This window comes from Thomasclavelia sp., assembly GCF_017889095.1.
Taxonomy (GTDB): Bacteria; Bacillota_I; Bacilli_A; order Erysipelotrichales; family Coprobacillaceae; genus Thomasclavelia.
In genome coordinates this window covers 1-13,967 of the sequence record NZ_JAGHEW010000221.1, presented here as the reverse complement: position 1 = coordinate 13,967, position 13,967 = coordinate 1, and the positions used below count along the sequence as shown (strand labels likewise).

Below are 13,967 nucleotides of genomic sequence, written 5' to 3'. Positions count from 1 at the left end.
GGTGGAACTATTTTATGGCCAATGATCGCTTTATCTAACATTGCTCAAGGTTCAAGTGTTCTTGCTATGACAGTTTTACAAAAAGATAATGAAAAAGCACAACAAGTTAACGTTCCGGCATGTATTTCATGTTATTTAGGAGTTACTGAACCAGCATTATTCGGGGTTAACTTAAAATATGGATTCCCATTAGTTTGTGGTATGATCGGTTCTGCAATCGCAGCAGTAATTTCAGTTGGTGCTGGGGTAGAAGCATTTAGTATTGGTGTTGGTGGTTTACCAGGAATCATCTCAATTAAATCAGAATACTGGGTATATTTCATTCTTGCAATGGCAGTGGCAATCGTTGTTCCATTTGTATTAACATTAATCGTTGGTAAAAAGAAATTAGGGGCTGCTAAAAAAGAAGCTGCTGCTAATCAAGAAATGGTTGTTGAAACAAACGGTGAAGCGGTATTCGTTAGTCCAATGAAAGGTAAATTCATGCCTTTAAGTAAAGTTGAAGATCAAGTATTTTCTCAAGGAATGATGGGAGAAGGTTTTGCAGTAGAATTAACTGATGGTAAAGTTGTTGCTCCATTTGATGGTGAAGTAATCATGACTTTCCCAACTAAACATGCTTATGGTTTAAAAAGAGCAGCTGATGGTGTTGAAATTTTAATTCATATCGGTATGGATACTGTTCAATTAGAAGGTAATGGTTTTGAAAGCTATGTTGAAGTTGGTGATCAAGTAAAAGCTGGTCAAGCTTTAGCTAAAGTAGATATTGATTATGTTATTAAAAATGGTAAATCAGTTGTTTCACCTGTTGTATTTACTGGTGGTCAACATATCACTTTAAAAGATCTTGATGAAGTAAATCATGTTGATCAAGATATCTTAGAAATTAATGGATAAAAGATAGGAAGATGATGTAAAAATCATCTTCTTTTTATTGACAACATATACGTACAAGTATATAATAACCTTGTCGTGAAGAGTGTCACTGGATATTTAAAAAAGTAGTTTAATATAAAATGTGAGCGGATATTGAACTGGTTTAATTAAATATCAAAAATATTATATCTACGCTTGCCTATAACTACACTCTTCGCTAAATAAATAGTTCAAGATGTCTATCAGGACATCTTTTTTAATATCAAGATAAAAAGCTTTTTATTTAAATGGAGATTTGTTAGAATTAGAGTAAAGAATATAATAAGGAGTAGCGACATGGAATATATTCAATTACCTAAAACAGATTTAAAAGTTTCTAGAATTGCCCTTGGCTGTATGCGTATTGCTGACAAAACTGGCGCAGAGGTAGAAAGATTGGTTAAAACAGCATTAGATTTAGGAATTAATTTTTTTGATCATAGCGATATTTATGGTGGCGGTAAATCAGAAATGCTATTTGGTGAAGTTTTAAAAATGCATCCTGAATATCGCCAAAAGATGATCATTCAAACTAAATGTGGTATCGTTCCAGGTAAACGATATGATTTTTCTAAAGAACATATTATTAATAGTGTTAATGAATCATTAAAACGATTAAATAGTGATTATGTGGATATTTTATTATTACATCGTCCCGATGCTTTATGTGATCCTAAGGAAGTAGCTGAAGCTTTTGATGAATTATATCAAAGTAAAAAAGTTAAATATTTTGGAGTATCTAATCATACCCCATATCAAATTAAATTACTACAAAAGTATTGCAAATATCCATTGATTATTAATCAGTTACAATTATCGATCGTTCATTCAGTAATGATTGATGCCGGTTTAAATATGAATATGAAAGAAGCCTGGGCTCAGGATAAAGATGGTGGGGTTTTAGATTTTTGCCGTTTAAATGATATTTTGATCCAGCCTTGGAGTGTATTACAAGCTTCATGGGCTGAAGGGACATTTATCAATAATCCTGATTATCAAAAATTAAATGATGAACTAGACAAACTGGCACAACTTTATCATGTTGATAAAACGGCAATTGCGATTGCCTGGTTATTACGACATCCAGCTAAGATGCAGCCAATTGCAGGAACTACTTCACCTGAACATTTAACAAAAATAGTTAAAGCAGTAGATGTAAAACTTACTAGACAACAATGGTATGATCTCTATTTAGCAAGCGATAAACCGTTACCATAATAAAAACGTGGTTTTTTCCACGTTTTTATTATAGATCCATTTTAGCTGGAAAAGCTTCATCTTTTAATAATCCCCACATCTTATCAATATAAGCTAAAGTATAAAAATTTTCATAATAGTGATAATAAAAAGCACCTTTTAAAGTTAGTTTATAACAATTGTTTTCTTTAGTTAAAAACCCAAGTATACGCGCAATCGTTAATTCTAATCCATACATTTTATTTAAAGATACATTAAAAAACTGTTTAAAATCATCACTGTTTATCTCCATGCCATAAGCATTCCAAAATAAATAATAAATCATTCTTTGTCTAACGGTAAAACGTAGAGTAAGTGATGTTGGTAATTTTTTATGATTAATTCGGTTGCAATATTCTTCGATTGAAAAAGTATTGATCTTAAATTGATCATTTAATAATGTAGTTGCTGAAGTACCAAAGCCTAAAAAATTATTTCGAGTCATTGAAGAATACAAGGCATTTTTATTATTAGCGAAGGTCCAAATTGAAGTTCGCTGATAACCTTGCTTTAAACAATATAAAGTTATTTGATCTAACAGTTGTCTTTTTTTCTTTTTCTTCATTGTTTTAACTTTACTAGTAGTAAAAGTAAAATCAATGAAAGGATAAATGGCAATATGATTGGCTCCAAGCTTAAAAGCCATATCAATATCGGCTTTTAAATCACTAAAGGTTTGATCAGGCAAAGCAAATATAAAATCCATGGATACTGTTTCAAAATTAATACTGGCTAAAGAAGTTTGCAACTTATTTAAATCAATTGCTTTTCGTTTTAATACTGTTTGATATTTATTTAAAAAAGACTGGATACCAATACTTATTTTAGTTATACCAGCTGCTTTTAATTTTTTTAATAAGGGAATTGTTACATCATCAGGATGCAGTTCAATACCAATTCCTTCGGTGATGATAAAATACTGGCTGATCGTATCAATTATTTTTGATAGATGATCAATAGCTAAAGCTGGAGTGCCACCACCTATATATAAACTAGTTACTGTTTTTTTATCAGGTGATTGTTTGGCTACCATTGTTATTTCTTCAAGTAAGGCATTTATGTACTGATTACATTTTTCCGTGTCATAAATAGTTTTACAATATGGGCAAAAATTGCAAATAGACTTGCAAAAAGGAATATGAACATATAAACCAAGCTGATTACATGTATTATATGGTAATAAGTCATCAGCTTCACTTTTAAATTGAAATGGTTTGGTGGATCTAGTTAGATACATTCTTGTTAGGTTAGTTAAACAGCTCATTTTCTAAAATAAATCATCTCGACCATATTACCATAACGTTTAGTATCAGCTAATTTTAAATCAAGACGTTTAGATTGATTAAATAAAGCGATACCGTCACCTAAAATGATCGGAATAATTGTAAGATGATAAATATCGATTAAATCTTTTTGAATTAATTGACTAACAAGATTAGCACCACCACAAATCCAAATATTTTGATTTTTGATTCGTTTAATTAAATTACCAGGGTCTTCATCGGTAAAGATAATCGATTTACTCGAAGCCATCTTTCGATGAGTAATCACATAAGTAGTTTTATCTTCATAAATCCATTTATCTAAAGAAAGTTCACTAACTATTTGATGATAAGTATTCCAGCCCATAATGATCGTATCAATGTCTTGAATAAAAGTTTCATAACTATCATTTTCTTCCTGTTCATTTAACCAGTCAACTTTTCCGTTACAATCACTAATATAGCCATCAAGGCTCATCGCTACATATAAAACAACTTTTGCCATAAATTCACCTCGTTATCTATTATTACCCATATTTTATCATATTATCTAAATGAGAAAACTTAATTATCTTTAAATATAAAATAAAAAGCCATATAATAATTAATATCTAGTTCATAAAATGTCAAATAGATCAAAATTTGAGTGAAAATAATGAATTTCAACTTATTTAAATAACTTGGTATGATTTAATCAAGAAAGGGAGGAGTAAATAATGAGTAAATTGAAACAATTTTTTAGTGAAAAAGTCATACCAAATATTGATAAATTGACTAATGCTCGCTATGTCAGAATTATCATGGATAGCTTTATGGGAGTAAGTGCTTTAACAATTGGTGGATCAATTTTCATGTTGATTCGTTCGTTACCGTTAGGTGACTGGTATACTAATTTTTTGACGGATACGGGATTAGTTGATATCTTAAATTTTCCAGTTATGATCACTAGTGATTTAATATCACTATATTTAGTCATTGCTTTAGGTTATTTTACAGCTAAAGAATTTGGGAAAAATCCTTTTTCAGGAGCGATGATTAGTTTAGGAGCATTATTGCTTTTAACACCGTTTGAAACAACAGCTACTTTATTAGATGCTTCGGGAAATGAAGTGTCTGAAATAATTGGTAGTGTTTTACCAGTTTCTTCATTTGGAGCAACCGGTTTATTTCTAGCAATGTTTGCCGGAATTATTGGAGCAAGAATTTATGTTTGGTGTTTGGATAAAAATATTAAAATAAAAATGCCAGCTTCGGTGCCACCTAATGTATCTAATATGTTTGAAACAATGATACCAGCTGGATTAGTATTTATTGTCTTTATGTTAGTAAGAACAGGATTGTCATATACTTCATTTAAAACAGCTCAAAATTTAATTTATACTTTATTACAACAGCCACTTACAAATGTTGGTGGCGGATTCTGGGGCTTTGTTGTGTATACTTTAGTAGGTCATGTTTTATGGATGTTTGGTGTCCATGGTACAATGGTAACTTATGCCGCTATGGCACCAGTTTATAATGCAATGACTTTAGCGAATTTATCAGCTTTTGCCGCTGGAAATCCATGTCCATATCCAGAATGGAATTTCCTATGTTATACCTTAATTGGCGGGGTAGGTTCAACTTTAGCTTTAAATCTATTAATGGTAGCAAGAGGAAAATCACAGCATTTTAAAACACTAGGAAAATTAGCGTTTGTAACTTCATTATTTAATATTAATGAGCCATTAATGTTTGGAACACCGATCATGATGAATATTAACTTAGCAGTACCATTTATTGCTTGTCCAATGGTTAATTTATTCTTATCATCAATAGTAACAAGAATTGGTTTAGTTGCTTTACCAACGGGAGCTGCAATTAATTCATTTATGCCATTTGGTTTTTTCCAAGCTTTAAATAACGCTTCAATTACTGGTTTGATTTGGGGAGTTGTCTTAGTTGCTATTGATTTGGTGATTTATTATCCATTCTTCAAACGTCAAGATTCTATTAATTTAAAAAATGAACAGCAAGAATTAGCATAAATAACAACAAGAAGGGGTAACCCTCTTTTTGTTGTTTTAGTAATTGTGTATAATTAAATAAAATCGGAGGGTTTGTTAATGGAACTAGAAGGTAGAATAATTAATATCGTATTGCAGCTGGCTTTAGCTACTAAACCGATGACTAGTGATGAACTTGCCAGTATCTTAGGAGTAAGCAATCGAACAATCAGGGAAGATATTAATCGTAATAAAAAGAATTTAAGTTCAATTGGTATTAAAATAAAATCTCATTTTCGTAGTGGCTACAGCATTGAAATTGAAGATGGTTATCAGGATAATTGGCAAGAATTATTAGAAGAACATAAAAGTATTGTACCAAGCGAAACAGAAGATAAAATTGCTTATATAATGAATCGTTTTATTTTTAGTAATGATTATCTTAAATTAGATGATTTATGTGATGAATTATGGATTAGTCGTTCTTCAATGAATCGGATCTTTAAAGAAGTAAGAAATAAATTTGCAAAATATAATTTGACTATTAATTCTAAGCCGGCACACGGTTTAAAATTAGTAGGAAAGGAAATGGATAAACGAATTTGTTTTGTTCGCTGCTGCATTCAAAAAAAGAAAACTAATTTAGATTCTTTTATGAAAGAATATCATATTGATAAAGAATATTGTCAATATATTAAACAGGTAGTTTTAAAAAGCTTACAAAAATATAATTACAAACTAACTGATGTAGGTTTTCATAATTTAATTATTCATTTATTAGTGGCAATTGAAAGAATCAAGGAAAAACAAGTGATTAGTACTTCTAGTCTTGATTTTGAAGATAATGAGATTGAATATGTTATTGCTAATGATATTGTCAAACAATTAGAAAATCATTTTTCAATTATTTTTCCTAAAGAAGAAATTGAATATGTAAGAATTCATTTATTTGGAAAAAAACTAACGATATTAGATGATCAAACAACTGCAATATCACATGAAATGGAACAAATAATTACCCTGATCAATGAGAAAATCAAAACTAAATTAGGTTATGATTTCAATGATGACTTTGAATTATTTACATTATTATCGTTACATATGATGCCTTTATTAGTAAGAATTCAGTATGGATTAGATATGCCCAATCCGATTTTAAAAGATATAAAATTAAAAATGGCTAAAGGCTATGAATGTGCTGTAATTGCTGGTGATGTGATTTTAAATCAATATCATAAACAGATTCTTGATGATGAATTAGGTTATCTGGCTCTTCATTATAGCATGGCGATTGAACGCTTGGATGAAAAAAAGAATAGTAAAAATATTGTTGTAGTGTGCAGTTCAGGTATGGCTACAGCCTCATTGCTAAAAAAACGATTAATGAAAAAATTTAATCTTGATAGCAGTCATGTTCAGGTTTATGATGCTGCCTCACTTAAAAAATTAGATCTTGATAAAATTGATTATATTATTAGTACCGTTAAAATTGAATATTCATTAGATAAACCAGTTATTTATATGGAAAATCTGTTTGATGATATTCAACTTGAAAATAATCCTAAGAATTTTTCAATTCAATCGTTTCTTAAAGAAGATAATGTTTTATTACAACAGGCATTTAATTCTAAAAATGAAATTATTAATTATATGTGTGATTATATTGAACAAAATTATACTCTAGATTTTTCTTTAAAAGAATTAATCTATCAACGCGAAGAATTATCTAGTACCGAAGTAGGCAATCTGGTGGCTATGCCCCATCCAACTTCTCTTTGTACTGATGAATCTATTATTATGTTAGTGACTTTGAAAAAAAGTATTTTATGGCAAAATAATTATGTAAAATATATTTTTCTTATTTGTGGTAATCAAAATTCAAAAGAAGAAAGTGAGTTTATCAATGAGCATATAATTGATTTGATCATGGATCAAGACTGGCTAGCAATGTTAAATAAAGTTACTAGTTATGATGAGCTGGTGCAAATTTTATGAAAAAAGTTTTAATTTGCTGCAGTGGCGGGATCACTAGTAAAATTTTTATTCGTAAACTTAATCAATATCAACAAGAAAATAGTTTAGATTATCAATTTTTTTCATTAAGTGAAACTTTTGTAGAAGAAAGTATTAGTGATTATGACATAGTATTATTTGCGCCACAGACTAAACCAAGTATTGAATATTTAAAACGTTTACAACAAAAATGCTTACAAGTAAAAGTTATTCCCGAAAGTATTTATGGAAAGATGGAATGTGCTTTATTGATTGAGTTTTTAAATGAAACGACAAATTCTAAGACAATAAAAAAACCATTTGATCAAATCTTTTATTATTTAACTAAATTATCTAAACATCGTTTGATCAAAGTTTTAGTCAATTCATCAATCGCTTTAAGTTCATTGATGATCGTTCAGGCACTTTTTTCTTTATTATTATCACTTCCTTTAGGAAATAGTTATCAGAACTTTCTAACAGCAACGAATCTAAAGGATTTTTTAGAAATACCAGTTTTAGTTATTTCTAATTCAATTGGTTTGTTTTATAGCTTTGCGGTTGCTTATCATTTTCGAAAAGGATATATGGATTGTTTATTTGCCGGTTTTTTAAGTTTGGCGTGTTATTTATTATTAATTCCAATTGATTTAAATATCCAAGGTGGTCTAGAAAGTATTTATACTGCTTTAATTGATTTGCAGTTTCTTAATTCATCGGGGGTATTTGTAGCAATGCTTTCAGCACTGTTATTTTCATTAGGCTATCAAAAAATTACGAAATTGTTTAAAGATGAGTTAATGAAATTCTCTTTTGCGACAATTATCATGTTATCGATTTATCTAGGAATAAAATATTTATTTACTTTAACAGTTTATCATAATATTTTTACATTTTTAAATCAGGCGATTTTATTTCTGTTAGAACCAATTTCTAAGGGTGTTTGGGGCTTTGCTATTTATGTATTTTTATCATCATTATTATATTTTATTGGAATCCACGGTTCACAGCTTATTTATGCTTTGATTTTTCCGCTTTATACAACCATGTATTATGCTAATATTAATGCTTTTGCAGCTAACTTGCCAGCACCTTATCCTTACTGGTTTTTAATTCCCTGGGTCTTTATTGGTGGCGTTGGAGCAACACTTGGTTTGAATTTATTAATGATTTTTAAATCTAAATCACCTGCAAATAAAACATTAGGAAAATTAGCACTGGCTACTTCATTATTTAATATTAATGAACCGTTAATTTATGGATTACCAATTGTTTTTAATCCTTTGTTGGCAATTCCCTTTGTGTCAATACCTTTGCTTAATTTAATGATTTGTTATCTTTTTATGGATTTACTGGCGATAGTTCCTTTTCCAACCGGCAGTGAAATTAGTGTTTATATGCCTTTTCCTCTTGGTGCATTGTTGACTAATCATAGTTATTTAGGATTATTGTTATGTATTGGGATATTGATTGTTGATATATTATGTTATTATCCTTTCTTTAAAGAGTATGATAAACAAACTATCAGTTAATAGTGAAAAAATGATAATTTAGCGGTAAATAGTGATAAGGAGATAGATCTTCCGTTACTTTATAATAGTTATTAGAAAAGGAGCGATTATAAAGATGGAAGATTTTATTTTTGATGAAAATTTTTTATGGGGTGGAGCAATTGCTGCTCATCAAGTAGAAGGAGCTTATGATAGTGATGGAAAATTGCCTTGTAGTGCAGATACACTGTTAGTTGGTAAAGAACGGTTTGAATACTATGGTAAAGATATTGATAAAACTAAATATTATCCGAGTCATCAAGCGATTGATTTTTATCATCATTATAAAGAGGATATTAAACTGTTTGCAAAAATGGGATTTAAAGCCTTACGAACATCAATTGCCTGGTCACGAATCTACCCTAAAGGAATTGAAGCAGAACCTAATCAAGCAGGATTACAGTTTTATGATGATTTGTTTGATGAAATGCTTAAATATAATATCAAACCAGTAGTAACGATTACTCATTATGAAACACCATTATATTTAGTTCAAAATTATGGTGGCTGGAAAAGTAGAAAATTAATTTCTTTATACGAAAAGTATGCTATAACTATCTTCAAACGTTATAAAAACAAAGTAAAATACTGGATGAATTTTAATGAAATTAATACTCTGGCAATTATGCCAGCTTTAGGCGGTGGATTTTACGAAGACTTTGACGATCCTAATCGATTTCAAAATATTTATCAGGCAGCACATCATCAATTTGTTGCCAGTGCTCTAGCAACTAAAGCCTGTCATGAAATAATTCCTGACAGTAAAATAGGAATGATGTTAGCAGGACAGTTGAGTTATCCCTATTCATGTAATCCAGATGATGTTTTAGCACAATTACAACAATCAAGACAATCATTATTTTTTGCAGATGTCTTGTTAAGAGGAGAATATCCTGCTTATAGTAAAAGAATGTTTAAAGAACTAAATGTAAAATTATCAATTCAAGACGGTGATCTAGAATTGATCAAAAAATATCCAGCTGATTATTTAGCATTAAGCTATTATATGTCTAGTGTTGTTGTAAATGATAAATCAAAATTAAAAATGGTTGGAAATATGTCGATGGGAGTTTTAAATCCGCATTTAAAAACAAGTGAATGGGGCTGGCAAATCGATAGTGTAGGTTTAAGAATTTATTTAAACCAGTTATATGATCGTTATCAAAAACCGTTGTTTATTGTTGAAAATGGTTTAGGAGCAGTAGATAAGTTAGAAAACGGTCAGGTACATGATGATTATCGGATTGATTATTTAAAAGAACATATCATTCAAATGAAAGAAGCAATTCAAGATGGAGTAGAATTGATGGGCTATCTTCCTTGGGGTTGTATTGACCTGGTTAGTTGTTCAACAGGACAAATGTCTAAACGTTATGGCTTTATCTATGTAGATGTTGATGATTATGGTCAAGGTACGTTTAAACGTTACGAAAAAGATTCTTTTAACTGGTATAAAGAAGTAATTGCATCTAATGGTCAAAAATTATAAGGGATAAGCGGGTGCTTATCCTTTTTAACTAGCTATTTAAATAAATGATATTTTGACATTGCTTGTATTCATTTGGTTTATGAGAAATGACAATAATAGTATGATTTTTAGCCAGTTTTTTTAAAGTATTAAATATTTGTAATGAAGTCTTTTCATCAAGAGCACTGGTTATTTCATCTAGTAGTAATATTTTAGCATCCTGCAATAATGCTCTGGCGATTGCTATTCTTTGTTTTTGACCGCCTGATAAATTAGTGGCATCACTGTCTAAAATTGTATCATACTGATCAGGTAAAGACATGATAAAGTCATCAATTTCTACTTGTTTACAGACTTCTTTGATTTTGTTTAAATCGGGATTGATCAAAGCAAAATTTTCATAGATCGATAAGTTAAATAAATAAGCCTGTTGTAAAACACAAGTGATAATTTTAGAATATTGTTTTTTTGAATATTGTTCAATTGAATGGTTACTGATTAAGATTTTACCATGTTGAATTTGTTTAAATCTTAATAATAAATTGAATAACGTTGATTTACCAGTTCCTGAAGCACCTACTAAAGCATTTAATGTATTTGGCTGGATCGTTAAATTGAAATTATTAAAAATAATATTGTTGTTATATGCAAAACATAAATCAATTAAATCAATCTGATAATTAGAAATTGTTAGTTCATTTTGATTTTCAAGATAATTATTCTTTTCCAATGAAATAAAATTACGATAACGTTCAATTGAAACATTTTTAATTCGCAAATCACCTAAAGTAGCAATAAAATCACTCAATGAACTAAATAAAGTACCAAAATAAGACTGGATGATTAAAACAGTATCGATTTCAAAATTACCAGCTAAACAATTGTAACAGGCATAAATCATCAAAATTATTTCCGTAGCCATCGTAATGCTAGGACTAATAATATTACTGATGATTTTATTGTTTATTTGTAGATCATGAATCTTTAAATAAGCTTGATTAAGTTTTTGATAATTAAGATGTAACTTATCTAGAAAATTAAATATTTTAATATCTTTTAAACCGGATAATAATTCACTATAAAACTGCATTTCATCGTCAGCTTTGATCTTTCCTTGTTTGGTTAATACTTCAAATTGTTCATTATAAATATTTAAAATATAGATGACGATCCCATTAACAAGACATCCTAAAATCATCAAACCAATACTAATTTGACTTAAAATGACAATTGATACTAAAAAATTAATCAACAAAAAGATAGCATTACATAACCAACTGCCAAATTCGGCTAGTATTTTTATATCGTTATTAACGATATTTAAAATTTCTCCTTTACTATGACAATCAAAATAATCCAAATCAACAATGTCTAATTGTTCAATCATCAAATTATGCAGTTTTTGATAAATATCATTATGGAACTTTTTTTCTAACTGATAATTGATGATCCTAAAAATCTTAGAAATGATTTTTAAGATAAAATAAATCATCATGGTTAGTATTACCATTTGACTATTTTGTTTAGCTAAAAAATTGATCGTTAAACTAAATAATAAACTAGTAAACATATAAGGACCATTACTTAAAAGAGAAGTAATGATTAATAATAAAGTGATTTTGTAATTAGCTTTAGTTACAATAAAATATTTTTTGATTATTTGTATATTTTTCATGTTAAAAACTTTGTAATTGCATTATTTAATAAAGATTGAATCTCTTCTTTAGATAATGCAATATTACCACCATAAATTTGTGTGGCAATGCCATGGGCGTAAAAGCGAATATCACGATAAAGAGCTTCACTTTCACTAATAGAAATTTGATACTGCTTTGCACTAGCTTCAATGGTTTCCCGGTTCCATGATGAGTTGATAACTTCATCAATTGAACGAGTTTGAATAAACTCGGTTATAAATAAAGTTTGGAATAATTTGGGTTCATGTAAAGCAAAATTAATATAAGCATAACTAATTGAAAAAAGATAATTACTTTTATCAAGATACTGATTAATAAAATGATCATAGTATTGATCGATCATCTTCTTTAATGCACCTTTTAAATCATTCATATCTTTAAAAACTTTAAAAATGGGCATAGTTGAACATGCTAGTGCTTTTGCAAGCGAGCGCGCATTAAGATATTCAATTCCTTCGTTTCTAGTAATTTCAAAGGCCTGTTCAAGAATTAATTCTTTAGTTATTCTAGCTTTTGGTGGCATATAATATTTTCCTCCTTTATAATAACATTTGTTATATAACATCTGTTATTTTATCTTTTAAAATTATATTTGTCAATTCCCACTAACTAAATAGTAGCATTTTTGTATGGTTTAGTTGCTAGTGAAATAGTTAAGACTATCATATAATTAATTCGTGGAGGTAGTAAAGAATGTTTAATGAAAAATTAAAATATTATCGAAAAAAGAATCTGATGTCACAGGAAGATTTAGCTGCTCACTTAAACGTTTCTAGACAAATGGTTACTAAATGGGAGTCAGGAATAGTAATTCCAGGAATTGAATATTTAATTGATATTTCAAAACTATTTGGAGTAACGATTGATAGCCTGATCAAAGATGATGATTGTATCACTTTTAAAGAAAATCCAAATGAAACTAATGATCTTGCCTATTTTTTAGTTACTGCAAAAAAAGAAACTTACGCTAATAAAAAGGGTAAAATTAAATCATCAAGAAGTTCATCTCATGATTATTTATATACAGAAGACAAATATAAATATTTAGATTCTTTTGTAGGTGCATCAAAGTTTTCTGGTGAAGAAGTGGTTTATGTAAATGATTTGCCAATTTGGTCAATGAATTATTATGGTCGTGTGTTAGATAAACGATTCGATGGTGATTTTTTAAAAGCAGCTTTAAAACAAGTTCCTATAAATAAGCCGTTTAGAGGACCAGAAAGATTTTCTAAAGGGGATTTTCATTATTATAATAGTGTTGAAGGCAAAATTGAGTTTTTTTATGGCAAAGAAGTAATCTTTTATCAAGAAACTAAAATATATGAGTGTTTGTATCATGGTGGGATGATTGAATAAAAAAATGTCAGAGTATTCTGGCATTTTTAATTAAAGATTTTATGTTATTTTTGCTTTAAATTGATGTAAAGAAGCTAATTAGAAATTTATATTTATTCCTCCTCAATAATGGTTTCTTCAACGATGATTCTAGAGTTTTTATATTCTCTATAAATCATTTGATTATAGTATATTGTTAGCAGGCAAACAGCTAAAACCATTGCCATTATTACTAACATACCTCTTTTTACCGTTGATCTGGTAGCTGCTTTTTTTATTACATATTCATCTTCACAGTTATCAAAATATGAAATCATTACTTCTTTAGGAGTTCCTAACTGGCTGCATATTTCATGGTATGTTCCTTCATGCTCGTCTAAATTTTCTTCTAATCGTTTAAAAAAAGCTTTTTCTTTTTTAGTGATAAATGGAAATGTTTGTTTACATTCCTTGATATATTTTTTGGCTATTTTATTCATCTTCATCTCTCCCCATTATTTTTAAAATTGCATTATTAACTGTTAAAT

12 protein-coding genes are annotated in these 13,967 nt (G+C 28.9%); 7 read left to right on the top strand and 5 right to left on the bottom strand.

What is annotated here, in order from left to right:
- Positions 1 to 897 (top strand): glucose PTS transporter subunit IIA (locus J7M77_RS09670; protein WP_296877937.1); only part of this gene is annotated, 897 nt, incomplete at its 5' end.
- A 315-nt stretch (positions 898 to 1,212) separates the two neighbouring features.
- Positions 1,213 to 2,133: an aldo/keto reductase family oxidoreductase gene (locus tag J7M77_RS09665; protein WP_296877935.1), complete on the top strand. Its 921-nt coding sequence runs from the start codon at positions 1,213 to 1,215 to the stop codon at positions 2,131 to 2,133.
- 28 nt (positions 2,134 to 2,161) lie between these two features.
- On the opposite strand, the gene J7M77_RS09660 is transcribed toward J7M77_RS09665, so the two are convergent.
- Entirely contained in the window at positions 2,162 to 3,415 is a 1,254-nt protein-coding gene (locus J7M77_RS09660) for a coproporphyrinogen-III oxidase family protein (protein WP_296877933.1), read from the bottom strand.
- On the bottom strand, positions 3,412 to 3,918 hold the full coding sequence (locus J7M77_RS09655; protein ID WP_296877931.1) for a dihydrofolate reductase family protein: 507 nt from the start codon (positions 3,916 to 3,918) through the stop codon (positions 3,412 to 3,414). The genes J7M77_RS09660 and J7M77_RS09655 overlap by 4 nt, the downstream gene beginning before the upstream one ends.
- A gap of 211 nt (positions 3,919 to 4,129) precedes the next feature.
- Here J7M77_RS09655 and J7M77_RS09650 point away from each other — a divergent pair, with 211 nt between their 5' ends.
- The 4 genes from J7M77_RS09650 (at position 4,130) to J7M77_RS09635 (ending at position 10,429) form a co-directional block, all read left to right on the top strand.
- Positions 4,130 to 5,440, top strand: coding sequence for a PTS transporter subunit EIIC (locus J7M77_RS09650; protein WP_296877929.1), 1,311 nt, complete (start codon positions 4,130 to 4,132; stop codon positions 5,438 to 5,440).
- 78 nt (positions 5,441 to 5,518) lie between these two features.
- Positions 5,519 to 7,393 (top strand): BglG family transcription antiterminator, encoded by a 1,875-nt coding sequence (locus tag J7M77_RS09645; RefSeq protein WP_296877928.1) that lies wholly within the window; start codon positions 5,519 to 5,521, stop codon positions 7,391 to 7,393.
- Positions 7,390 to 8,922: a PTS transporter subunit EIIC gene (locus J7M77_RS09640; protein ID WP_296877926.1), complete on the top strand. Its 1,533-nt coding sequence runs from the start codon at positions 7,390 to 7,392 to the stop codon at positions 8,920 to 8,922. Before J7M77_RS09645 ends, J7M77_RS09640 begins: the two co-directional genes overlap by 4 nt.
- A 94-nt stretch (positions 8,923 to 9,016) precedes the next feature.
- Entirely contained in the window at positions 9,017 to 10,429 is a 1,413-nt protein-coding gene (locus J7M77_RS09635) for a glycoside hydrolase family 1 protein (RefSeq protein WP_296877923.1), read from the top strand.
- Between the two features lie 28 nt (positions 10,430 to 10,457).
- Here the strand turns inward: J7M77_RS09635 and J7M77_RS09630 are convergent, their stop codons facing one another.
- On the bottom strand, positions 10,458 to 12,083 hold the full coding sequence (locus J7M77_RS09630) for an ABC transporter ATP-binding protein (protein WP_296877921.1): 1,626 nt from the start codon (positions 12,081 to 12,083) through the stop codon (positions 10,458 to 10,460).
- Positions 12,080 to 12,628 carry a TetR family transcriptional regulator gene (locus J7M77_RS09625; protein WP_296877919.1) on the bottom strand — a complete coding sequence of 183 codons (549 nt, stop codon included), beginning with the start codon at positions 12,626 to 12,628 and terminating at the stop codon, positions 12,080 to 12,082. Before J7M77_RS09625 ends, J7M77_RS09630 begins: the two co-directional genes overlap by 4 nt.
- 170 nt (positions 12,629 to 12,798) lie before the next feature.
- Here J7M77_RS09625 and J7M77_RS09620 point away from each other — a divergent pair, with 170 nt between their 5' ends.
- Positions 12,799 to 13,461, top strand: a complete 663-nt coding sequence (locus tag J7M77_RS09620) for a DUF5680 domain-containing protein (RefSeq protein ID WP_296877917.1) — start codon at positions 12,799 to 12,801, stop codon at positions 13,459 to 13,461.
- Between the two features lie 92 nt (positions 13,462 to 13,553).
- Here the strand turns inward: J7M77_RS09620 and J7M77_RS09615 are convergent, their stop codons facing one another.
- Entirely contained in the window at positions 13,554 to 13,919 is a 366-nt protein-coding gene (locus J7M77_RS09615) for a DUF6120 family protein (protein ID WP_296877915.1), read from the bottom strand.
- Positions 13,920 to 13,967 lie beyond the last annotated feature (48 nt).

What these genes read in the sequence shown, in the direction of transcription:
- J7M77_RS09625 (WP_296877919.1), bottom strand. Translation starts at nt 12,628, where the DNA reads ATGCCACCAAAAGCTAGAATAACTAAAGAATTAATTCTTGAACAGGCC.
- J7M77_RS09665 (WP_296877935.1), top strand. Translation starts at nt 1,213, where the DNA reads ATGGAATATATTCAATTACCTAAAACAGATTTAAAAGTTTCTAGAATT.
- J7M77_RS09640 (WP_296877926.1), top strand. Translation starts at nt 7,390, where the DNA reads ATGAAAAAAGTTTTAATTTGCTGCAGTGGCGGGATCACTAGTAAAATT.
- J7M77_RS09615 (WP_296877915.1), bottom strand. Translation starts at nt 13,919, where the DNA reads ATGAATAAAATAGCCAAAAAATATATCAAGGAATGTAAACAAACATTT.
- J7M77_RS09655 (WP_296877931.1), bottom strand. Translation starts at nt 3,918, where the DNA reads ATGGCAAAAGTTGTTTTATATGTAGCGATGAGCCTTGATGGCTATATT.
- J7M77_RS09630 (WP_296877921.1), bottom strand. Translation starts at nt 12,083, where the DNA reads ATGAAAAATATACAAATAATCAAAAAATATTTTATTGTAACTAAAGCT.
- J7M77_RS09635 (WP_296877923.1), top strand. Translation starts at nt 9,017, where the DNA reads ATGGAAGATTTTATTTTTGATGAAAATTTTTTATGGGGTGGAGCAATT.
- J7M77_RS09620 (WP_296877917.1), top strand. Translation starts at nt 12,799, where the DNA reads ATGTTTAATGAAAAATTAAAATATTATCGAAAAAAGAATCTGATGTCA.
- J7M77_RS09650 (WP_296877929.1), top strand. Translation starts at nt 4,130, where the DNA reads ATGAGTAAATTGAAACAATTTTTTAGTGAAAAAGTCATACCAAATATT.
- J7M77_RS09645 (WP_296877928.1), top strand. Translation starts at nt 5,519, where the DNA reads ATGGAACTAGAAGGTAGAATAATTAATATCGTATTGCAGCTGGCTTTA.
- J7M77_RS09660 (WP_296877933.1), bottom strand. Translation starts at nt 3,415, where the DNA reads ATGAGCTGTTTAACTAACCTAACAAGAATGTATCTAACTAGATCCACC.